This window comes from Sphingomonas kyeonggiensis (assembly GCF_014204495.1).
Classification (GTDB): domain Bacteria; phylum Pseudomonadota; class Alphaproteobacteria; order Sphingomonadales; family Sphingomonadaceae; genus Sphingomonas; species Sphingomonas kyeonggiensis_A.
The window spans coordinates 1,388,123-1,406,188 of the sequence record NZ_JACHLN010000001.1 but is presented as its reverse complement, the minus strand read 5'-3'; the positions used below and the strand labels follow the sequence as shown (position 1 = coordinate 1,406,188).

18 protein-coding genes are annotated in these 18,066 nt (G+C 67.6%); 7 read left to right on the top strand and 11 right to left on the bottom strand.

The genetic code is table 11. From position 1 onward, the window contains the following. Positions 1 to 13: 13 nt before the first annotated feature. Positions 14 to 1,390 carry an exodeoxyribonuclease VII large subunit gene (xseA, locus tag HNP52_RS06910; RefSeq protein WP_184164277.1) on the bottom strand — a complete coding sequence of 459 codons (1,377 nt, stop codon included), beginning with the start codon at positions 1,388 to 1,390 and terminating at the stop codon, positions 14 to 16. Between xseA and purD the strand changes: the two genes are divergently transcribed. Beyond that, on the top strand, positions 1,389 to 2,651 hold the full coding sequence (gene purD, locus HNP52_RS06905) for a phosphoribosylamine--glycine ligase (RefSeq protein WP_184164274.1): 1,263 nt from the start codon (positions 1,389 to 1,391) through the stop codon (positions 2,649 to 2,651). The two genes, xseA and purD, sit on opposite strands and share 2 nt — an antisense overlap. On the opposite strand, the gene HNP52_RS06900 is transcribed toward purD, so the two are convergent. Continuing rightward, entirely contained in the window at positions 2,648 to 3,856 is a 1,209-nt protein-coding gene (locus HNP52_RS06900; RefSeq protein ID WP_184164271.1) for an HD-GYP domain-containing protein, read from the bottom strand. The genes purD and HNP52_RS06900 overlap by 4 nt on opposite strands. Before the next feature lie 210 nt (positions 3,857 to 4,066). On the opposite strand from HNP52_RS06900, the gene HNP52_RS06895 reads away from it, so the two are divergent. Further along, positions 4,067 to 5,857 carry a VWA domain-containing protein gene (locus HNP52_RS06895; protein ID WP_184164268.1) on the top strand — a complete coding sequence of 597 codons (1,791 nt, stop codon included), beginning with the start codon at positions 4,067 to 4,069 and terminating at the stop codon, positions 5,855 to 5,857. A gap of 72 nt (positions 5,858 to 5,929) precedes the next feature. Further along, positions 5,930 to 6,748, top strand: coding sequence for a hypothetical protein (locus HNP52_RS06890; RefSeq protein ID WP_184164265.1), 819 nt, complete (start codon positions 5,930 to 5,932; stop codon positions 6,746 to 6,748). 279 nt (positions 6,749 to 7,027) lie between these two features. On the opposite strand, the gene HNP52_RS06885 is transcribed toward HNP52_RS06890, so the two are convergent. From HNP52_RS06885 to HNP52_RS06870, 4 genes are all read right to left on the bottom strand, one after another. Next, positions 7,028 to 8,335 (bottom strand): hemolysin family protein, encoded by a 1,308-nt coding sequence (locus tag HNP52_RS06885; RefSeq protein WP_184164262.1) that lies wholly within the window; start codon positions 8,333 to 8,335, stop codon positions 7,028 to 7,030. A 73-nt stretch (positions 8,336 to 8,408) separates the two neighbouring features. Then, positions 8,409 to 8,840 carry a nucleoside deaminase gene (locus HNP52_RS06880; protein WP_184165147.1) on the bottom strand — a complete coding sequence of 144 codons (432 nt, stop codon included), beginning with the start codon at positions 8,838 to 8,840 and terminating at the stop codon, positions 8,409 to 8,411. Between the two features lie 98 nt (positions 8,841 to 8,938). After that, positions 8,939 to 9,136: a YqaE/Pmp3 family membrane protein gene (locus HNP52_RS06875; RefSeq protein WP_184164258.1), complete on the bottom strand. Its 198-nt coding sequence runs from the start codon at positions 9,134 to 9,136 to the stop codon at positions 8,939 to 8,941. After that, the gene (locus HNP52_RS06870) at positions 9,136 to 9,432 is read right to left on the bottom strand and encodes a hypothetical protein (protein ID WP_184164256.1); all 297 of its coding nucleotides are present in this window, start codon (positions 9,430 to 9,432) and stop codon (positions 9,136 to 9,138) included. The genes HNP52_RS06875 and HNP52_RS06870 overlap by 1 nt, the downstream gene beginning before the upstream one ends. A 173-nt stretch (positions 9,433 to 9,605) precedes the next feature. On the opposite strand from HNP52_RS06870, the gene rpmB reads away from it, so the two are divergent. Further along, positions 9,606 to 9,902, top strand: coding sequence for a 50S ribosomal protein L28 (gene rpmB / locus HNP52_RS06865; protein WP_116839891.1), 297 nt, complete (start codon positions 9,606 to 9,608; stop codon positions 9,900 to 9,902). Between the two features lie 88 nt (positions 9,903 to 9,990). On the opposite strand, the gene HNP52_RS06860 is transcribed toward rpmB, so the two are convergent. The 5 genes from HNP52_RS06860 to HNP52_RS06840 form a co-directional block, all read right to left on the bottom strand. Continuing rightward, complete coding sequence (locus tag HNP52_RS06860; RefSeq protein WP_184164253.1) at positions 9,991 to 10,209, bottom strand: hypothetical protein; 219 nt, start codon at positions 10,207 to 10,209, stop codon at positions 9,991 to 9,993. Positions 10,210 to 10,292: 83 nt separating this feature from the next. Further along, positions 10,293 to 11,291, bottom strand: a complete 999-nt coding sequence (locus HNP52_RS06855) for an esterase-like activity of phytase family protein (RefSeq protein WP_184164251.1) — start codon at positions 11,289 to 11,291, stop codon at positions 10,293 to 10,295. A 189-nt stretch (positions 11,292 to 11,480) separates the two neighbouring features. Next, positions 11,481 to 12,203 carry an acetoacetyl-CoA reductase gene (phbB, locus tag HNP52_RS06850; protein WP_184164248.1) on the bottom strand — a complete coding sequence of 241 codons (723 nt, stop codon included), beginning with the start codon at positions 12,201 to 12,203 and terminating at the stop codon, positions 11,481 to 11,483. A 37-nt stretch (positions 12,204 to 12,240) separates the two neighbouring features. Further along, a complete protein-coding gene (gene hemH / locus HNP52_RS06845) occupies positions 12,241 to 13,248 on the bottom strand; it encodes a ferrochelatase (protein ID WP_184164245.1) in 1,008 nt (335 codons plus the stop codon). Continuing rightward, a complete protein-coding gene (locus tag HNP52_RS06840) occupies positions 13,245 to 15,485 on the bottom strand; it encodes a xanthine dehydrogenase family protein molybdopterin-binding subunit (protein WP_184164241.1) in 2,241 nt (746 codons plus the stop codon). Before HNP52_RS06840 ends, hemH begins: the two co-directional genes overlap by 4 nt. 53 nt (positions 15,486 to 15,538) lie before the next feature. Here HNP52_RS06840 and lgt point away from each other — a divergent pair, with 53 nt between their 5' ends. From lgt to HNP52_RS06825, 3 genes are all read left to right on the top strand, one after another. Beyond that, on the top strand, positions 15,539 to 16,468 hold the full coding sequence (lgt, locus tag HNP52_RS06835) for a prolipoprotein diacylglyceryl transferase (protein ID WP_184164239.1): 930 nt from the start codon (positions 15,539 to 15,541) through the stop codon (positions 16,466 to 16,468). Between the two features lie 89 nt (positions 16,469 to 16,557). Then, positions 16,558 to 17,562: a class I SAM-dependent methyltransferase gene (locus HNP52_RS06830; RefSeq protein ID WP_184164236.1), complete on the top strand. Its 1,005-nt coding sequence runs from the start codon at positions 16,558 to 16,560 to the stop codon at positions 17,560 to 17,562. Beyond that, on the top strand, positions 17,559 to 18,062 hold the full coding sequence (locus tag HNP52_RS06825) for a GNAT family N-acetyltransferase (protein WP_184164233.1): 504 nt from the start codon (positions 17,559 to 17,561) through the stop codon (positions 18,060 to 18,062). The genes HNP52_RS06830 and HNP52_RS06825 overlap by 4 nt, the downstream gene beginning before the upstream one ends. Positions 18,063 to 18,066: the final 4 nt, after the last annotated feature.

The following is an 18,066-nucleotide window of genomic DNA, read 5'->3' as shown; positions in this document are numbered from 1 at the left end:
AATGGCTCTTCTCTTACAACAGGCTGGGCTGTTCGGGCTTGGGCGCATCATAGGATTTGGCGCCCGGGCGCTCAACCCGCGCGTCGACGGCCCCGTCGATGAAGTGGAGCGTCACGGCGCCGGCACCGCGCGCGGCTTCGGCAGTACCGATCACCTTGCTGGTCCCGCGCGCCTCGACCCAGGCATAGCCCTTCTCGAGCGGGCGATTGGGATGGACCAGATCGAGGTGCCGGCCGATCCCCTCCAGCCGCTGGCGCGCCGCGGACAGCTTCTGGTCGAGCATCGCCGGGCGCAGCGCGCCGGCCGAGCGATCGAGCACGCCCCGCGCCACGGTGACCCGGCGCTCCAGCGCGCGATCGAGCCGGCCGCCGAGATCGTCCATCTTCTGGCGCTGCGGCCCAAGCAGCGCGTCGCGGCGCGGCAGCACGCGGACCAAAGCCGCCAGCCGCTCGCCGGCGCGCTCATGATAGCGACGCACGCAACGCTCGGTCCGGTGCGCCAGCGTCGCGATGGTATGGCGCACGTCCGCCAGCACCGGCACCGCGATCTCCGCCGCCGCGGTTGGCGTCGGCGCGCGCAGGTCCGCGGCATAGTCACAGAGACTCGTGTCGGTCTCATGCCCCACCGCCGAGATCACCGGGATCCGGCAATCGGCAACCGCGCGGACCACGACTTCCTCGTTGAACGCCCAGAGATCCTCGATCGAGCCGCCGCCACGCGCGACGATCAGCAGGTCGGGCCGCGGCACCGCGCCGCCTTCCGCCAGCGCATCGAAGCCGCGGATCGCATTGGCGACTTCCTGCGCCGCGCCGTCGCCCTGCACCTTGACCGGCCAGACCAGCACATGGCTGGGGAAACGATCGGCGAGCCGGTGCAGGATGTCGCGGATCACCGCACCGGTCGGCGACGTCACCACGCCGATCACCCTGGGCATGTACGGCAGCGGCTGCTTGCGCGCACGATCGAACAGCCCCTCGCCCGCGAGCTTGGCCTTCAATTTCTCGAACAGCGCCATCAGCGCGCCTTCGCCGGCCAGCTCCATCCGCTCGATGACGATCTGGTATTTGGAGCGCCCCGGATAGATGGTCAGCTTGCCGGTGACGATCACTTCCAGCCCGTCCTGCGGTGCGAACGGGATCGCGCTGGCGGCACCGCGCCAGATCACCCCGTCGATCACCGCATCGGCGTCCTTGAGCGCCAGATAGGCATGGCCCGAAGCCGCCCGCTTCCAGCCCGAGATTTCGCCGCGCAGGCGGACATGGCCGAACTCGCCTTCGACCATCCGTTTGAGCGCCGAAGATAATTCGCTGACCGATAGCGCCGGTGCGTTGTCGCCCGCCACCTGCTCGGCTACGAGCCGCGCTGGTGTATCGAAGAAGGGGTCGCTCATGAATGTCCTGTTGCTCGGCTCGGGCGGCCGCGAACATGCTCTTGCATGGAAGCTCGCACAATCGCCGCTGCTCGAACGGCTCTACGCCGCCCCGGGCAATCCGGGAATAGCCGAGCATGCCGAAATCGTGGACATCGCGGTGAACGACCATCGCGGCGTGATCGATTTCTGCCTTCGCCATTCGATCGGCTTCGTCGTGATCGGGCCCGAGGCGCCGCTGGTCGCGGGTCTCGGCGACAATCTGCGCACCATGGGCATCGCGGTGTTCGGGCCGAACAAGCTGCCCGCCCAGCTCGAAGGCTCGAAGGGCTTCACCAAGGACCTGTGCGCCCGCGAGAAGATCCCGACCGCCGGCTATGTCCGCTGCGAGAGCCGCGACGGCGCGCTCGCTTCGCTCGAGGATTTCGGCCTGCCGGTCGTCATCAAGGCCGATGGCCTGGCCGCGGGCAAGGGCGTCACCGTCGCCTTCACCCATGAGGAAGCGGAAGGCGCGGTCCGCGCGATCTTCGCCGATGCCGGCGCCAGCGTGGTGATCGAGGAATTCCTGGAAGGCGAGGAAGCCAGCCTGTTCGTGCTGACCGACGGCGAGACGCTCGTCTCCTTCGGATCGGCGCAGGACCACAAGCGCGTCGGTGACGGCGATACCGGCCCGAACACCGGCGGCATGGGCGCATACAGCCCCGCCCCGGTGCTCACCCCGGCGCTGGAGACCCAGGCGATCGACGAGATCGTCCGCCCCACGGTCGAGGCGCTGGCACGGATGGGCGCACCCTATTCGGGCGTGCTCTATGCCGGGCTGATGCTGACCGCGACCGGCCCCAAGCTGATCGAGTACAATGCCCGCTTCGGCGACCCCGAATGCCAGGTGCTGATGCTGCGCTTCACCGGCGATCTGCTCGCGCTGATGCTGGCCGTGGCCAAGGGCGAGCTCGCCAGCCAGCCGGCGCCGACCTTCGCGGCCAGGACCGCGCTCACCGTGGTGATGGCCGCCAACGGCTATCCCGGCACGCCCGAAACCGGCGGCGCGATCGCCGGCATCGACAAGGCGGAGGCAACCGGCGCCAAGGTGTTCCATGCCGGCACCCGGATGGACGGCGACACGCTGGTCTCCAGCGGTGGTCGCGTGCTCAACGTCACCGCGCTGGGCGATACGGTGAAGGACGCGCAGGCTGCCGCCTATGCCGCAGTCGACGCGATCGACTTCCCCACCGGCTTCAGCCGCCGCGACATCGGCTGGCGCGAGATCGCCCGCGAAGGCTAGCGCTGCGAATCCGGCAGCGCGTTATGGCCTTCGGAAAGCAGGCGGACCGCGGCATCCCAGTCGGAAAAGCCCCAGTCCGCCGGGTTTTCCAGCCCGACCACGACTTCCTTCATCCCGCGGAAGATATCCTCGAGCGGGATCATCCGGCGGTGCTCGGCCGAGTAGAATAGGCGGACCATGCTGCGCAGGCCCTGCCCGCCATCGGGCAGCACCACGCCGAGCCGGCCAGAGGCCATCCGCACCAGCAGCCCGGTCGGCGCCACGCCGATGCTGCGGCAGAACTGGAACATCAGTTCCGGATCGAAATGCCCGGTCCAGCCGAACATCTCGGTGACCGCGCGCAACGGGGTCCAGCGGTCCTTATAGGCACGGTCGGAGGTCAGCGCGTCGAACACGTCGCAGATCGCGCCCATCCGCGCGGCCAGGCTGATCTCCGCGCCCTTGAGGCCGAACGGATAGCCGCTGCCGTCCATCTTCTCATGATGCATCAGGCAGACGTCCAGCGCCTCCTGGTTGATCCCCTCGGCGCCGCGCAGCATCGCATGCCCGGCCTCGGGGTGCCGCTTGATCATCGCGAACTCGGCATCGTCGAGCCGGCCCGGCTTGTTGAGCACCGTGGCCGGCACGCTGGTCTTGCCGACATCGTGGAGCAGCCCGGCCAGCCCCATTGCGCGCATCGCCGCTTCGTCGAGCCCGATCTGGCGGGCCAGATTGACCATCAGCCCGCAGACCGAGACCGAGTGGAGATAGGTATATTCGTCCTTGGACTTGAGCCGCGCCATGTCGACGAACATGCCGGGATTGCGGGCGACGCAATCGGCAATCTCGGCCACCACCGCGGTCGCCTCGCGCGCGTCGATCGGCCGCCCCTGCCCGGCATTCTCATAGATGCCCCGCGCCACGCCGTGCGCGCGTGCGATCGTCCGCCGGGCATAGTCGCGATCGGCCTTCACCGCCTCGGCCAGCGGCTCGGGAAGGAACATCGGCGCGGGCGGGGGCGGAGGCGGCGCGGATGGATCGGGACCGACGCCGCGGCTGAGATCGATCACCACCGCGGTCACGTCGCAGGTCCGCAGCAGCGCCAGGTCGGCCGGCCGCTCCAGCAGGAATCGCGAGCGCCAGAAGGGATGCTTCAGCCACGAGCCTTCGAAGCCGTGGATGAACATTCCAAGTTTTACCTGGCTGGGCGATATCCGTTGAAGCAATTCGGTCTCACATTCTTCCTCCTATCTTAGGAGATTTGCCCGCCGCACGGGCCGCGACACCCGATTCAATCCGGCAAATCCGCGCAAATTACACAAATTGAAATGATACATAATAACATCTCGTTCATCTGGCGCTCATCTCGAAAACGCGACATTCCATCCCTGGGCGCGCAGCGACTCGCGCGCCGCACTCTGAAGGGGAGAGTTGCCATGTCGCGTTCCGCACTGTTGATCGGTTGTTCCGCCCTGCTCACCACCTCCGCCGCGCCGCCGCCCTTGCCCAAGGCCGGTCCGGTCGCCGCCAGCCAGGACCGCCATTCGCCGGTCCGCTGCGTGCGCGAAGACAATGATAGCGCGCGCGACCGCGGCCGCCGCATGCCGCGGCCGCTGGGCTATGCTCCGCCGCCCATGCCGACGGTAATGCCCACGCCCGAGCCGATGCCGGCTCCGCCTCCCCCGCCGTCCGCGCCAATGGCCGAAGCGCTGAGCGTAACCGCCCAGAAGCGCGTCGCGAACGGCTATGCCGCCAGCGCGCCCGTGGTGACCGGCAGCCGGATCACGGGGCCCCAGCCCTATGGCGCGCCAGGCAATACCGAGCGCTATGACGGCAAGGCCGTCGCCTCGATCCAGGCGGTTGCCGAGCAGCCCGTCTCCACCTTCTCGGTCGATGTCGATACCGGCGCCTATTCCAATGTCCGCCGCTTCCTGACCCAGGGGCAGGACGTGCCCGCCGACGCGGTGCGCACCGAGGAAATGATCAACTATTTCCGCTACGATTATCCGCGCCCGACCTCGCAGGACGTGCCGTTCAGCGTGACCACCGACGTCTCGACCACGCCGTGGAACGCCGAGACGAGGCTGCTGCGCATCGGCCTGCGCGGCTATGACGTCGATGCCAAGGGGCGGCCGCCGGCCAATCTCGTCTTCCTGGTCGATGTCTCGGGATCGATGGAGGACGCCGACAAGCTTCCGCTGGTCAAGAAGGCGCTCACCCAGCTCGCCGACGGACTGACCGCGAAGGACCGCGTCTCGATCGTCGTCTATGCGGGCGCGGCGGGCGTGGTGCTCGAGCCGACCTACAAGAAGGAATATGTGAAGGCCGCGCTCGACTGCCTCTCGGCCGGCGGTTCCACCGCGGGCGGCGAGGGCATCCAGCTCGCCTATTCGGTGGCGCGGGCCAACTACATGAAGGGCGGTATCAACCGCATCTTCCTGGCCACGGATGGCGACTTCAACGTCGGCATCAACGACAAGAAGGCGCTCGAGGCGCTGGTGAAGAAGAACCGCGACGACGGCATCACGCTCACCACGCTCGGCTTCGGCCAGGGCAATTACAACGAAGCGATGATGGAGCGCATCGCCGATGTCGGCAACGGCAACTATGCCTATATCGACAGCGCGATGGAGGCGAGCAAGGTGCTCGACGACGAGCTATCCGCCACGCTCTTCACCATCGCCAAGGACGTGAAGGTCCAGGTCGAGTTCAACCCCAGCCAGGTGAAGCAGTACCGCCTGATCGGCTATGAGAACCGCGCGCTGGCCGAGGAGGACTTCAACAACGATACCGTCGATGCCGGCGATATCGGCGCGGGGCATCAGGTGACCGCGCTCTATGAAGTCGTCCCCGCCAATGCCCAAGGATGGACGCCGGATCGGCGCTACGATGCCAATCGCCCGGCCACGGCTGCCTCGACCGGCAGCGAGATGGCCTTTGTCAAACTGCGCTACAAGGCGCCCGGCAGCGAGACCTCGAAGCTGATCGAGCGCCCGGTGCCGGCCAGCCTGATGCAGGGCGCCCGTGCGCCCAGCGGCGACATGGCCTTCGTCACCTCGGTCGCCGCGTTCGGCCAGCATCTGCGCGGCGACAAATACCTCAACGGCTACAGCTACACCCAGATCGGCGCCCTCGCGCCGGCCTCCAGCAACTACTGGCGGGCCGAGTTCACCCGGCTGGTGAAGCTTGCCGATTCGGGACACTCCAAGCCGGGGTCGAGCGACTAGCTTGTCGCGCTGCGCCGCACCACGTTATGCAGGTGCCCGGAATCGCAAACTTGCATGACGGGGAAAGCGCAGATGGACAGCACGCAACCGCTCTTTGACGGAGCCCCGGTCTGGCTGACCCTCCCGTTCGCGGCAATCGCGGCGGGAGTGGTCTTCGCGCTGTTCATCCTGATCTTCGGGGCCCGCCTCGCCTCTCGCCGCAACAAGGCGCGCGAGGAGATCGAGGAGTATAACGAGGAATATCGCGAGGACACGGCCGCCCGGCCGATCACCCCGCCGGTCGCCCCGCCGCCGCCGCCTCTCGCCGAGGCACCTCTCGCTCCGCCGGCACCCGAGCCGGTTGCCGAGGCTCCCGCTGCGGTTGTGGAACCAGAACCTGTAGCCCCGGCGCCTGCCCCGGTTGCGGAGCCGGAGCCTGTCGCCGCACCCGAGCCTGTCGCCGAGATCGTCCCGGCGCCGTTACCGCCCGTCGTCGAGGAAGCGCCTGTCGCAGAGCCGCTCGCCGACGAACCGATCGCCGCTGCCGCGCCGCTCGAGGCATCGCCCGCTTCGCTCGCGGCGGACATCGCCGAACCTGCGCATGCCGAGCCCGCGCCAGCGCCCGAGCCTGTCAGCGCAGCACCCGAGCCTGCGCCCGCGCCTGCCGCACCGACGGCGGACGACCTCACCCGCATGAAGGGCGTCGGCCCGCGCCTGGGCGAAAAGCTCAACAGCGTCGGCATCACCAGCTTCGCCCAGCTCGCGGCGCTCACCCCCGAGGAAGCCGATGCGCTCGACGCCAAGCTCGGCGACTTCCAGGGCCGCATCCACCGCGATCGCTGGATCGAGCAGGCGAGCTTCCTGGCAAAGGAAGACATTGCCGGCTTCGAGGGCGTGTTCGGGAAGCTCTGACACTGCCGTTCCTCGGTTCCCCGGCGAAAGCCGGGGAGCGGCTCTGCCGCGCTTGCAATGTAGGATTTCCTCTGCCTGGCTTGCGCGGCCAGCCCCCAAGCCGGTCATCCTTTGACCCGGTTGGAAAAATAGGATCACGCCCGCGCAAGAAAGTTACGCGATGTGCGGCGTTCCGGGGAAAACAGGGCGCATAGCGCACCGAGAAACCCGCTCTTGGCCTGTACTTTGTGTACTTTCGCGAGTCGCCACCCACGCGCTGTTGGAAGCCCTGAGCGCGGGTTACTTCTCCGCCCGGTCCACCAGCAGCTTGTCGATCTTGCGGCCGTCCATGTCGACGATTTCGAAGCGCCAACCCTGTTCGACAAAGCTCTCGCCCTCGGTCGGCAGGTGCTTGAGCACCGCCAGCGCCAGGCCGGCAACCGTGGCGTAGTCGCGATCCTCGTCGAGATCGAGGCCGAGCTTCTCCGCCAGCAGGTCCGCCGGCATCTGGCCGGAGACCAGCAGCGAGCCGTCCTCGCGGGTCACGATATTGGGGTTGTCGCCCGGCTCGACGTCCGATGCCAGCTCGCCGGCGATCGCCGCGAGCAGGTTGGCCGGCGTCACGATGCCTTCGAAATGGCCATATTCGTCATGCACCAGCCCCATCGGCACCTCCGCACGGCGCAGCGCGCCCAGCGCGTCCATCGCATCGACCGTGTCGGGCAGGATCGGCGCCTCGCGCATCAGCTTGCGCAGGTCGAGCGCCTCGCCGCGGAACAGCGCGGCGGCGATGTCGCGGGCCTGGACCACGCCGATCACCGTGTCGACCGAGCCCTCGGCCACCGGCAGGCGGGTGTGCGGGGTGAGCAGCAGCGCCTCGCGGATGCCGTCGGCGTCGAGGTTCACATCGACCCAGTCGACATCGGTGCGCGGCGTCATCACTTCGCGCACCGGCCGGTCGGCAAGGCGGACGACGCTGGAGATGATCGAGCGCTCATGCTCCTCGATCACGCCCGACTTGCTGGCTTCGGCCACGAGCAGGTGCAGCTCCTCGGCAGTGACCCTGTTCTCCGATTCGCGGTCGAGCCCGATCAGGCGGAAGATCAGCTTGGTGGTCGAATCGAGCAGCCAGACCAGCGGCGCGGTCAGGCGGCTGATCCACAGCAGCGGCACCGACACGAGCACCGCGATCGGCTCGGGCGAACGCAGCGCGAACTGCTTGGGCACCAGTTCGCCCGCGACCAGCGAGCCGAAGGTGGTGAGGCCGATGACGATCGCGATGCCGAGCGTATGCGCCAGCTCGTCACTGACCCCCAGCAGCGCGATTCGCTGCGCGGTCGGCTCGCCCAGGCTGGCGCCCGAATAGGCACCGGCGATGATGCCGATCAGCGTGATGCCGATCTGCACGGTGGAGAGGAACTTGCCCGGATCGGCGGCGAGCTGGATCGCGGTACGGGCGCCCGCACCGCTGCGACCAGCCCGGGCCATGGCCTCCAGCCGCGCGGTGCGCGACGAGACGATCGCCAGCTCGGACATCGAAAAAAGGCCGTTGAGAACGATCAGCGCGAAGATGATCGCTACGTCTATCCAGGGGAAAGGCGCTAACATGGTGCGGCGCCTTCATATCCGCACAGGGGGCCACGCGGCAACCGGTGTTGCATCCGCGCAATGAAATGACAGCTTAGCCGCGCCGTTCGCGGAAGAAATCGCGCAGGATCTCGCCGGCTTCCGCCTCGCCGATGCCGGGGTAGAGCTCCGGGCGGTGATGGCAGGTGGGCTGGGTAAAGAAGCGGGGACCATGCTCCACCGCGCCGCCCTTGGGATCGCCGGCACCATAATAGACCCGCGCGATCCGGGCATGGGCGATCGCGCCGGCGCACATCGCGCAGGGCTCGAGCGTCACCCAAAGGTCGCAGTCCTCGAGACGCTCGCGGCCCAGCCGCTCGGCGGCGGCGCGAATCACCCGCATCTCGGCATGGGCGGTGGGGTCGCGGAGCGTGCGCGGCGCATTGGCCGCGGTGGCGATCACCTTGCCGTCCTGCACCAGCACCGCGCCCACCGGCACCTCGCCGGCCTCGGCGGCCGCGCGGGCTGCATCGAGCGCCAGGCGCATGGGTTCGGGGAGCGGGAACATGGAGAGGTGCGTAGCGTGGAAGGCTTGCGTCGTCACCAGAACTGTTCCCCGGTGAAGGCCGGGGAACAGCCAAGACATCAAGCTGTCGCGGGTTCGGCCGACCTAACCTCCGAATCGCGCAACACGCTCCACAGCGCGAACGCGACACCGGGCAGGAACCCGAGCGCCGTCAGTCCGCAAGTAATCCAGAAGTCGCGCCCCGCCCCCCTTGCCAAGTAGGTGCCCAGCGGCGGCAGCAGGATCGCCGCCGCGATGGGTCCGGGGCTCGCTGCCATCACTTCGCGGCGGGCGTCGGCGTCGGAGTGGCGCCGGCCTGCTTCACTTCGATGGTGGGCAAGGTGACCGTGGTGTTCTTCATCTCTACCGTCGGTACTGCAACGGTCGTGTTGGTGGTTCCGATCCCCACCGATCCCGTTTCGGCCTTGAATTTGGGCAGCTGGCCGCCCTTTGCGTCGAAGGTGATCGTGGGCATGGTCGCGCCCTGCTGCTGCTCGATCCGCAGCATGCCGACCGACATCAGCACCACGACGGCAAGCGCGATCAGTCCGATAAGCACGAGAATTCCACGCATCGCTTCATCTCCCCAATTGAATCGTTTGCGTAATCAACGCCGCATCAACCATGGCGGTTGCATGGGTACAAGGCGTTTCTTCGAGCGAATCGGTTGACGCTCCGTCCCATTACGGTTATTCGCGCCGCCTTTCCGGCCGTGGTTCGCCAGGGCTCAAACCAGGATATCAAGCGATGTCGCGCATTTGCGAGCTGACCGGCAAGGGCCGGCAGGTGGGTAACAACGTTTCCCACGCCAACAACAAGACCAAGCGTACGTTCCTGCCGAACCTGCAGAACGTCACGCTGATCAGCGATTCGCTGGGCCGCAGCGTGCGCCTGCGCGTTTCGACGCACGGCCTGCGTTCGGTCGAGCACAATGGCGGCCTCGACAACTGGCTGCTCAAGACCAGCGACGACGATCTGTCGCTGCGTGCCCGTCGCCTGAAGCGCGAAGTGCGCAAGGCGTCGGCCGAGAAGACCGCGGCCTAACAGCCCGTTCCTTCGACGGCTCAATGCGAGCCCGTTCTCCAAGCGGAGGGCGGGCTTTTCGCATGTGTGGATTCCGCCGCTATGGCTGTCAGTATGGACGCGGGAACACGCCTCGCCAGAACCACAGCACCGCGGCTCCGGTGAGGAAGAGAAATAGGAACGCGTAGATCGACGTCGCGAGCCAGAACCAGAGCGGCTCCTCCACGCGCCGGTAGGTGACGCTCCTCGCGGTCACCGCGCCTCCGGTGAGCGCCTTCAGGACGAGCCAGCCCATCCAGGCCCCCAAGACGCCAGGTATGATGAACATTGCCCCTCCCATTCCTATGGTCTGGGCAATATTCTGGAGCATCCTCCGACCGATGGGAAGTATTTCGCGGCAGGCAACCCCGCTCAGCGCTTCGCGAACTCGATCCGGAACTTGAGCAGCAGCGACCATTCCCAGAATTGCTGGTTGTCGTCCGACGCGATCCACAGGATCGTGTCGTCGCCTTCGCGGGTCACCGCCAGCGCCTCGTAATTGTCGTGGAGCAGCGGCGCGGCCAGTGTGGCGATCTCGGCCCCGCGCAGCACCGCTCCAGGGCGGATCGCGCGCGGATCGATCAGGGTAAGCTTGGCGGTGAACAGCCCGGGCACCGAGAAGCGCCGGTTGAGCACGATCAGCCGGCCATCCGGCAACTGCACCGCGTCGCTGGGGTCGTACAGCTCATTGGGCGGCATGTAGACGAAGCGGACCGGCTTGATGCCCGGAATGGTCGGGTCACCGGGAAACAACAGCCCCTCGCGTCCGATCCGGCTGCCCTTGGGCCGCGAAGTCTCGCCGAGCACGACGAAGCGGCCATCATGCAGGCGCACCAGTGATTCGGGCCCGCCATTGTCCGACCAGTCGCGCATCGCCGGCGGGCGGGCACTGCGCTCGGCACGGGTGAGGTCCGCGTCATAGCGCCAGATCGCGTTATATTGCTCGAAGCCGACCCAGACCTGCCCGGTGGCCGGATCGCTGGTCATCGATTCCGAATCGCGATCCGCCTTGAGCCAGCCGCTTCTCGGGCCATCCGGCAGATCGCCGAACCGCACGTCGCGCGGCGCCCAGTCCTTGCCCATGCGGAAGCGGATGAAGGTGCCCCCATCGCTGAGCAGGGTGAAGTCATCGCCCTTGATCCGCATCGAGGAGAAGCCGCCGAACGCCCGTTCCGGGCTCCTGAGCCTGATACCGCCAAGATAGGTGAGCGCCCCCACCCGAGTACGCGCGGGATCGTGCAGGTCGAGCGGCACCCGCTCCACCGTCATCCGCGGCGTCCTGCCGAACAGGTCACGGCCTTCGCGGCCCGACGCCGACAGCAGCAGGATGAAAGCCAGCGAGAACAGGGCGATTGCGGAGCGGAGCAGCATCACGCTCGCTCATAGCGACTGGGCGCCCGAGGACCAGTGCCGGAAAGATGAACGCCAGATGACCAGCGCGTTCAGGAGAAAATAAAGGGAACTGCGCTAGGACAAGGGTGTTGTTACGGCAGAACCGTTTTTTCCCTCGCGTAGCGTATCGAGGGCTGAGGGCCGCCCCAAGGGGCGGCCCTCGTCATATCAGTACATGTGCTGGCCGCCGTTGATCGACAGCGTCGATCCGGTGACGAAGCCGGCCTCGTCCGAGCAGAGGAACGCTACGCCGCGCGCGATCTCGTGCGCCTGGCCGAGGCGGCCGACCGGGATCTTGGCGACGATCTTCTCGAGCACTTCGGGCGGCACCGCGGCGACCATGTCGGTGTCGATATAGCCCGGCGCGATCGCGTTCACGGTCACGCCGAAACGCGCGCCCTCCTGCGACAGTGCCTTGGTGAAGCCGTGGATGCCGGACTTGGCGGCGGCATAATTGACCTGGCCGTATTGGCCGGCCTGGCCGTTGATCGAGCCGATATTGACGATGCGGCCCCACTTCCGGTCCCGCATGCCCGGGAACACCGCATGCGCCATGTTGAAGCAGCCGCCCAGGTTGATGCGGATCACATCCTCCCACATGTCGCGGCTCATCTTGAGGATGGTGCCGTCGCGGGTGATGCCGGCATTGTTGACCACCACATCGACCGGGCCGAGCTCGGCCTCGACCTGCTTCACGCCCGCATGGCAGGCGTCATAATCGCCCACATCCCATTTGTACGAAGCGATGCCGGTGCGCTCGGTGAAGGCCTTGGCCTTCTCCTCATTGCCGGCATAGTTGGCGGCGACGATCATCCCGGCGTCCTTGAGGGCAACGCTGATCGCCTCGCCAATGCCGCGGGTGCCGCCCGTCACGATCGCTACGCGTGCCATGCCTTATCCTCTCCAATTACCGGGGTTTCGCGAAACGCTAGGCAGGCTGGCTCCAGCCCGCAAGCTCCTCGCTCAAAATTGTACGCAACATCGCCATGCCGCCTTCGCTGTCGTTGAGACAGGGGAGATAGGCGAAACGGGTGCCACCCGCGCCGAGGAACGTCTCGCGCCCGCGGATCGCCAGCTCCTCCAGCGTTTCCAGACAGTCCGCCGAAAAGCCGGGCGCGACGATCGCCACCTTCTTCACACCCTTGCCCGGCAGCGCCGCCAGCGTCGCATCGGTCGCCGGCTCAAGCCATTTCGCCCGGCCGAAGCGCGACTGGAAGGTGATGACCAGTTCGCGGCCCAGCGCCTGGCTCAGCAGCCGCGCCGTCTTCTGGCAGTGGCAATGATAGGGATCGCCCAATTCCAGCGTGCGCGCCGGCATGCCGTGGAAACTGGCCAGGATCGCATCGGGCTCGAAATCAAGCTTCGCGAGGCTCGCCTCCACCGAAGCCTTCAACGCGGCGATATAGGCCGGGTGGTCATGATAGGGCGGCAGCGTGCGGATCGCCGGCTGCCAGCGCATGGCTGCCAGCGCCTCGAACGCCTTGTCATTGGCGGTCGCCGTCGTCGCCCCGCAATATTGCGGGTAGAGCGGTGCAAGCAGGATGCGCTCGGCACCCTGCGCCTTGAGCGCGGCGATCCGCCCGCCGATCGCGGGCGAGCCATAGCGCATCGCGTAATCGACCAGCACCTGCTCGCCCCACGCGCCCTGGAGCGCCCGGGCCTGGGCCCTGGTGATCGCGGCGAGCGGCGAACCGTCCTCGCGCCAGACCTGCTGATAGGCATGCGCCGACTTCTTCGGGCGGGTGCGCAGGATGATGCCGCGCAGGATCGGCTGCCAGAGCAGCGGCGGAATCTCGACGACGCGCCGATCGGACAGGAACTCGCCGAGATAACGCCGCACCGACGGCGCGTCCGGCGCATCGGGCGTGCCGAGGTTGACCAGCAGTACGCCGATCTTCGGCGCGGCAACCGGCGGGTGATCGGCGGGCAGGGTCATTCGGCGTCCGAGAGCAGCGGCAGCACGCGGAAGCGCACCCCGCTTGCCGATTGCAGCGCGTTGGCGATGGCGGGCGCGACCGGCGGTACCGCCAGCTCGCTGACCCCGCCGGGATCGGCGCCGTTACGCAGGATCTCGACGGTGATGTCCGGCGCGTCCGCCAGCGTCGGAAGGCCAAGCTCGGAGAGCTCGCGTACGTCCGCGACATTCTCGGTGAAGCTGGTCGAACCCGCGAGCGCCGCCGCCATGCCGAACAGCAGCCCGCCTTCGATCTGCTGGGTGACCAGGTCCGGATTGACCACTCGCCCACAGTCCACGGCCGCTACCAGCCGCTCGACCTTGACCTTGCGCCCTTCGAGCCGCGCTTCGGCCATCACCGCGATATAGGAGCCGCGAAACGCATGGCAGGCGATGCCCTGGCCGCTGCCGGGCTGCCCGCCTTGCCAGCCGCCGAGCTGGGCCGCGGTCTGCAGGCATCGGGCAAGCCGCGTCTCGCCGCCAAGCATCGCCATGCGGAACGAGACCGCATCCTGCTCGGCGACATGCGCCAGCTCGTCCATGAAACTCTCGGTGAAGAAGCAGGTGTAGCTATGCGCACCCGAGCGCCAGTATCCGGTCGGCACACCGATCGCGGCCGGATGATGGTCCACCGCATAATTGGCGATGCCATAGGCCGGTTGCGCACCCGCCACCGCAGAGGGATCGCCCTTGCCCGGCAGCGCGAGCGACGCCTGCACCACCGGATCGCCGCCGAGCAGCCGCGTCGCCAGCTCGCGCCCCGTCTCCGGCGTGGAGATCTTGGCAAGCAGGCCGGTCACTTGTCCCTGCGGATTGAGCTTGCCGGTCATCCGCCCGATCGCCGGCGGGCGATAGCGGTCGTGCCGCATGTCCTCGCCGCGCGGCCAGGTGAGCTGCACCGGCCGGCCGACGCTCTGGCTGAGCAGGGCCGCCTGCGCCGCCACTTCATGCTCGAGCTTGGCGCCGAACGAGCCGCCCGCCATCGTTGCGTGCACCGTCACCGCGCCTTCCGAGATGCCGACCGCCCGCGCCGCCGCGGCGCGCGCCAGCCCGGGTGCCTGGGTCGGCAGCCAGATCGAGAGCAGCCCGTCATGATAATGCGCGGTGCAGGTCATCGGCTCGAGTGCGGCATGGAGCGCTACATCGACGCGATATTCGGCCGACACCACCTTGGCGCCACGGAAATCGGCGGCGAGGTTCCCCGCCTCATGAACACGTGCGCCGTCGGCATCGAACGCGGCGTTCAGCGCATCGGCGATCGAATCATTGTTGATCACCTCCTCGGGCGTCTTGAAGCGCGGACGCATCGCGTCGATCGCCTTCTCCGCCGCCCAGCCATTATTGGCGATCGTCGCGACCCAGTCCTTCGTGGTCACGATCGAGAGCATGCCGGGGATCCTGTTGGCCGCCGCCCGATCCAGCTTCACCAGCTCTGTCTCGCCGATCGGCCCCATCCGGATCGAGGCGAACACCATGTTCGGCAGACGGACATCGGCGGCATAGACCAGGCTGCCATCAACCTTGGCCGGCGCGTCGAGCCGCGGCAGCGGCTGGCCGAAAAGCCGGTTGGTCTCGCCGGTACGCAGCGGCACGTCGCCGGGCACGCTTTCCGCCGCGGCTTCCGCCGCCAATGCGCCGAAGCCAAGCTTCGAATTGCCGTGGATCACCTGGCCGGCGGCGGTGTCGCAGCTCTGCCATTCCGTCCCCCAGCGGCGCGCGGCCGCCTTGCACAGCAGCACCCGCGCAGTGGCGCCGGCATGGCGCAGCTGATCCTCGAAGCTGCGGATCGACGTCGAGCAACCGGTGAGCATCAGCCCGGTGCGGGCGGCATGGGTGCGGCGCAGCTGCTCGGGCAGGCCGCCCAGCGCCAGCTCGAACAATTCCTCGGCCGCCAGCGGATTGGCGTAGAGCGGATTGAGCGGCGCCGGTTCGACGCCGACCAGCTTCCAGTCCGCGCCCAGCTCGTCGGCGATGATCTGCGGCATGGCGGTGAACACGCCCTGCCCTTCCTCGCATTGCGGCACCGCGACCGAGACATGCCCGTCGGTACCGATCTTGATCCAGGCGCCAAACAGGCTCTCGCCCGGCGCCGCGGTGAGATTGGGGAGATAGGTCCGCGGCCATACCGCCCAGGCGACCACCAGCCCCACGCCCACGCCGCCGCCGATCAGCAGCGTGCGCCGATCCAGCTTCTGGAGCTTGCCGACATCGACCTTCATCCCGCCCGCTCTATCCTGCGGCCCTTGATGTGTCATCCCCGCCCCAGTTGAAGATGCACTTGGGTTTGCACCGAGCCTGTTCTATCGGGGCGCTACACCCGGAGGGACCGACAGTGCTGCTTTCCACCCTGGCTGCCGCGGCGGCCGATCATATCCACTTCCAGGATCTCGGCCTGAACAAGGTCGCGCTCGATCTCGGCTTCTTCCAGATCAAATGGTATTCGCTGGCCTATATCGCCGGCATCCTGGTCGGCTGGTGGTATCTGCTTCGCATGATCCGCCAACCCGGCGCCCCGATGAGCAAGAAGCACGCCGACGACCTCGTCTTCTACGCGACGCTCGGCATCATCCTGGGTGGACGCCTTGGCTATGTGATCTTCTACGCGCCGGAAATGTTCCTCGAGCCACTGCGCATCCTGCGGCTGTGGGACGGCGGCATGTCCTTCCATGGCGGCGTGATCGGCACCACGCTGGCGATCATCCTGATGTGCCGCCAGCAGGGGCTGAACTGGCTGCGCGTCCATGACTATGTCGCCTGCTGCGCGCCCTTCGGCCTGTTCTTCGGCCGCCTGGCGAACTTCGTGAACGGGGAGCTGTGGGGCAAGCCGGCGGAACTGCCCTGGGCGATCGTCTTCCCCGGCGCCGGCCCGCTCGCCCGCCATCCGAGCCAGCTCTACGAGGCCCTGCTCGAAGGCGCGCTGCTGTTCGCCATCCTCGCCTATGCCTTCTGGCGCACCAAGGCGCGCTACGAGCCCGGCAAGCTCGTCGGCATCTTCCTGCTCGGCTATGGCTGCTTCCGCTTCTTCGTCGAATATTTCCGCGAGCCGGATTCGCAGTTCGCGGGCACGATCTTCGAGCATGTCATCCATATGGGCCAGGTGCTGTGCCTGCCGATGATCGTCGGCGGCATCTATCTGATCGTCACCGCCAAGGGCCGCCGCCAGCGCGTCGAGCCCACGCTTGGCACGGAGAGCGTAGCCTGAGCGAGAACCCTCTCGACGCCCCGGCAGGGGAACGCGCGTCCAATGCCGCCGAGCCCCTGCTTGCCGAGCGGCTGGCCCGCGCCATCACCATGGCCGGGCCCATCCCGCTCTCGCAGTTCATGGGCGCCGCCAACGCGCATTATTACGGCACCCGCGATCCGCTGGGCGCACGCGGCGACTTCACCACCGCGCCCGAGGTCAGCCAGATGTTCGGCGAACTGATCGGCCTGTGGATCGCCGATATCTGGCAGCGCGCCGGGCAGCCGCCGATCCGCTATGTCGAGCTGGGCCCGGGCCGCGGCACGCTGGCTGCCGACGCGCTGCGGGCAATGTCGCGCATCGACCTCACCCCGCCGGTCGATCTCGTCGAGACCAGCCCGACGCTCCGCACGGCCCAGGCCGAGCGCGTGCCGGGTGCCGAATTCCATCTCGACCTGGTCGGCCTGCCCGACGACGCTCCGCTGGTCTTCGTCGCCAACGAGTTCTTCGACGCGCTGCCGATCCGCCAGCTCATCGCCACCCAGGAAGGCTGGCGCGAGCGGCTCATCGCCTGCCAGGACACATTGTTCCTGCCGATCGCCGGTGACCGCAGCTTCGACATGATCATCCCGCGCGACTACAAGGATGCCGCGCCCGGCTCGATCATGGAGACCTCGCCGGCGAGTGTCGCGGTGCTGCGCCAGCTTGCCAAGCGGCTGAACGACCAGGGGGGTGCGGCGCTGGTCATCGACTATGGCTATATGGGCCCGGCCCTTGGCGACACGCTGCAGGCGGTCAGGGGTCATGCCTATGCCAATCCGTTCGACGAACCCGGCGAGGCGGACCTCACCGCGCATGTCGATTTCGCCACTTTGGGCGAGGCCGCGCGCGCCGAGGGGCTGGTCGTCCATGGCCCGGTCACCCAGGGCGAGTTCCTCACCCGCCTCGGCATCACCGAGCGTACCGCCAGCCTGTCGCTCGCCTCACCCGATCGCGCCGGCCAGCTGGCCGTGGATCGTGAGCGGCTGACCGATCCCGAGCAGATGGGCGAGCTGTTCAAGGTGATCGCCTTCACTGCACCGGGCTGGCCGGTGCCGGCAGGATTCAGCGAATGATCTACCGCGATGCCACGCCCGCCGATCTGCCCGCGATCGACACGCTGTTCCGGGTCAGCTTCACCGCGACCTTCGGCCATCTCTACGCGCCGGAGAATCTCGCCGCTTTCTTCGCGGGATTCACGCCCGAGGCCTGGGCGGAGGAGTTCGCCCAGCCCGACCTGCGCTTCCGCATCGCCGAGGACGAACAGGGGCTGGCCGGCTTCGCCAAGACCAGCGCGCTCACCTTGCCGGCGACGGTGACTTCGCGCCCCCACGAACTCCGCCAGCTCTATCTCGACGAGCGCGCCAAGGGCAGCGGCGCCGCCCAGGCGCTGCTCGATTGGGCGGTGGAAGAGGGCCGCGCGCGCGGCGCCGACGAGCTCTGGCTGTCGGTCTATATCGACAACCACCGGGCGAAGCGCTTCTACGAGAAGAACGGGTTCGAGGATCGCGGCCCCTATATCTTCCTGGTCGGCGAGCATGAGGATGAAGACCGGCTGATGCGCCGCGCATTGTGAGTGA

What these genes read in the sequence shown, in the direction of transcription:
- purD (WP_184164274.1), top strand. Translation starts at nt 1,389, where the DNA reads ATGAATGTCCTGTTGCTCGGCTCGGGCGGCCGCGAACATGCTCTTGCA.
- xseA (WP_184164277.1), bottom strand. Translation starts at nt 1,390, where the DNA reads ATGAGCGACCCCTTCTTCGATACACCAGCGCGGCTCGTAGCCGAGCAG.
- HNP52_RS06895 (WP_184164268.1), top strand. Translation starts at nt 4,067, where the DNA reads ATGTCGCGTTCCGCACTGTTGATCGGTTGTTCCGCCCTGCTCACCACC.
- HNP52_RS06890 (WP_184164265.1), top strand. Translation starts at nt 5,930, where the DNA reads ATGGACAGCACGCAACCGCTCTTTGACGGAGCCCCGGTCTGGCTGACC.
- HNP52_RS06885 (WP_184164262.1), bottom strand. Translation starts at nt 8,335, where the DNA reads ATGTTAGCGCCTTTCCCCTGGATAGACGTAGCGATCATCTTCGCGCTG.
- HNP52_RS06880 (WP_184165147.1), bottom strand. Translation starts at nt 8,840, where the DNA reads ATGCGCCTGGCGCTCGATGCAGCCCGCGCGGCCGCCGAGGCCGGCGAG.
- HNP52_RS06875 (WP_184164258.1), bottom strand. Translation starts at nt 9,136, where the DNA reads ATGGCAGCGAGCCCCGGACCCATCGCGGCGGCGATCCTGCTGCCGCCG.
- HNP52_RS06870 (WP_184164256.1), bottom strand. Translation starts at nt 9,432, where the DNA reads ATGCGTGGAATTCTCGTGCTTATCGGACTGATCGCGCTTGCCGTCGTG.
- rpmB (WP_116839891.1), top strand. Translation starts at nt 9,606, where the DNA reads ATGTCGCGCATTTGCGAGCTGACCGGCAAGGGCCGGCAGGTGGGTAAC.
- HNP52_RS06860 (WP_184164253.1), bottom strand. Translation starts at nt 10,209, where the DNA reads ATGTTCATCATACCTGGCGTCTTGGGGGCCTGGATGGGCTGGCTCGTC.
- HNP52_RS06855 (WP_184164251.1), bottom strand. Translation starts at nt 11,291, where the DNA reads ATGCTGCTCCGCTCCGCAATCGCCCTGTTCTCGCTGGCTTTCATCCTG.
- phbB (WP_184164248.1), bottom strand. Translation starts at nt 12,203, where the DNA reads ATGGCACGCGTAGCGATCGTGACGGGCGGCACCCGCGGCATTGGCGAG.
- hemH (WP_184164245.1), bottom strand. Translation starts at nt 13,248, where the DNA reads ATGACCCTGCCCGCCGATCACCCGCCGGTTGCCGCGCCGAAGATCGGC.
- HNP52_RS06840 (WP_184164241.1), bottom strand. Translation starts at nt 15,485, where the DNA reads ATGAAGGTCGATGTCGGCAAGCTCCAGAAGCTGGATCGGCGCACGCTG.
- lgt (WP_184164239.1), top strand. Translation starts at nt 15,539, where the DNA reads ATGCACTTGGGTTTGCACCGAGCCTGTTCTATCGGGGCGCTACACCCG.
- HNP52_RS06830 (WP_184164236.1), top strand. Translation starts at nt 16,558, where the DNA reads ATGGCCGGGCCCATCCCGCTCTCGCAGTTCATGGGCGCCGCCAACGCG.
- HNP52_RS06825 (WP_184164233.1), top strand. Translation starts at nt 17,559, where the DNA reads ATGATCTACCGCGATGCCACGCCCGCCGATCTGCCCGCGATCGACACG.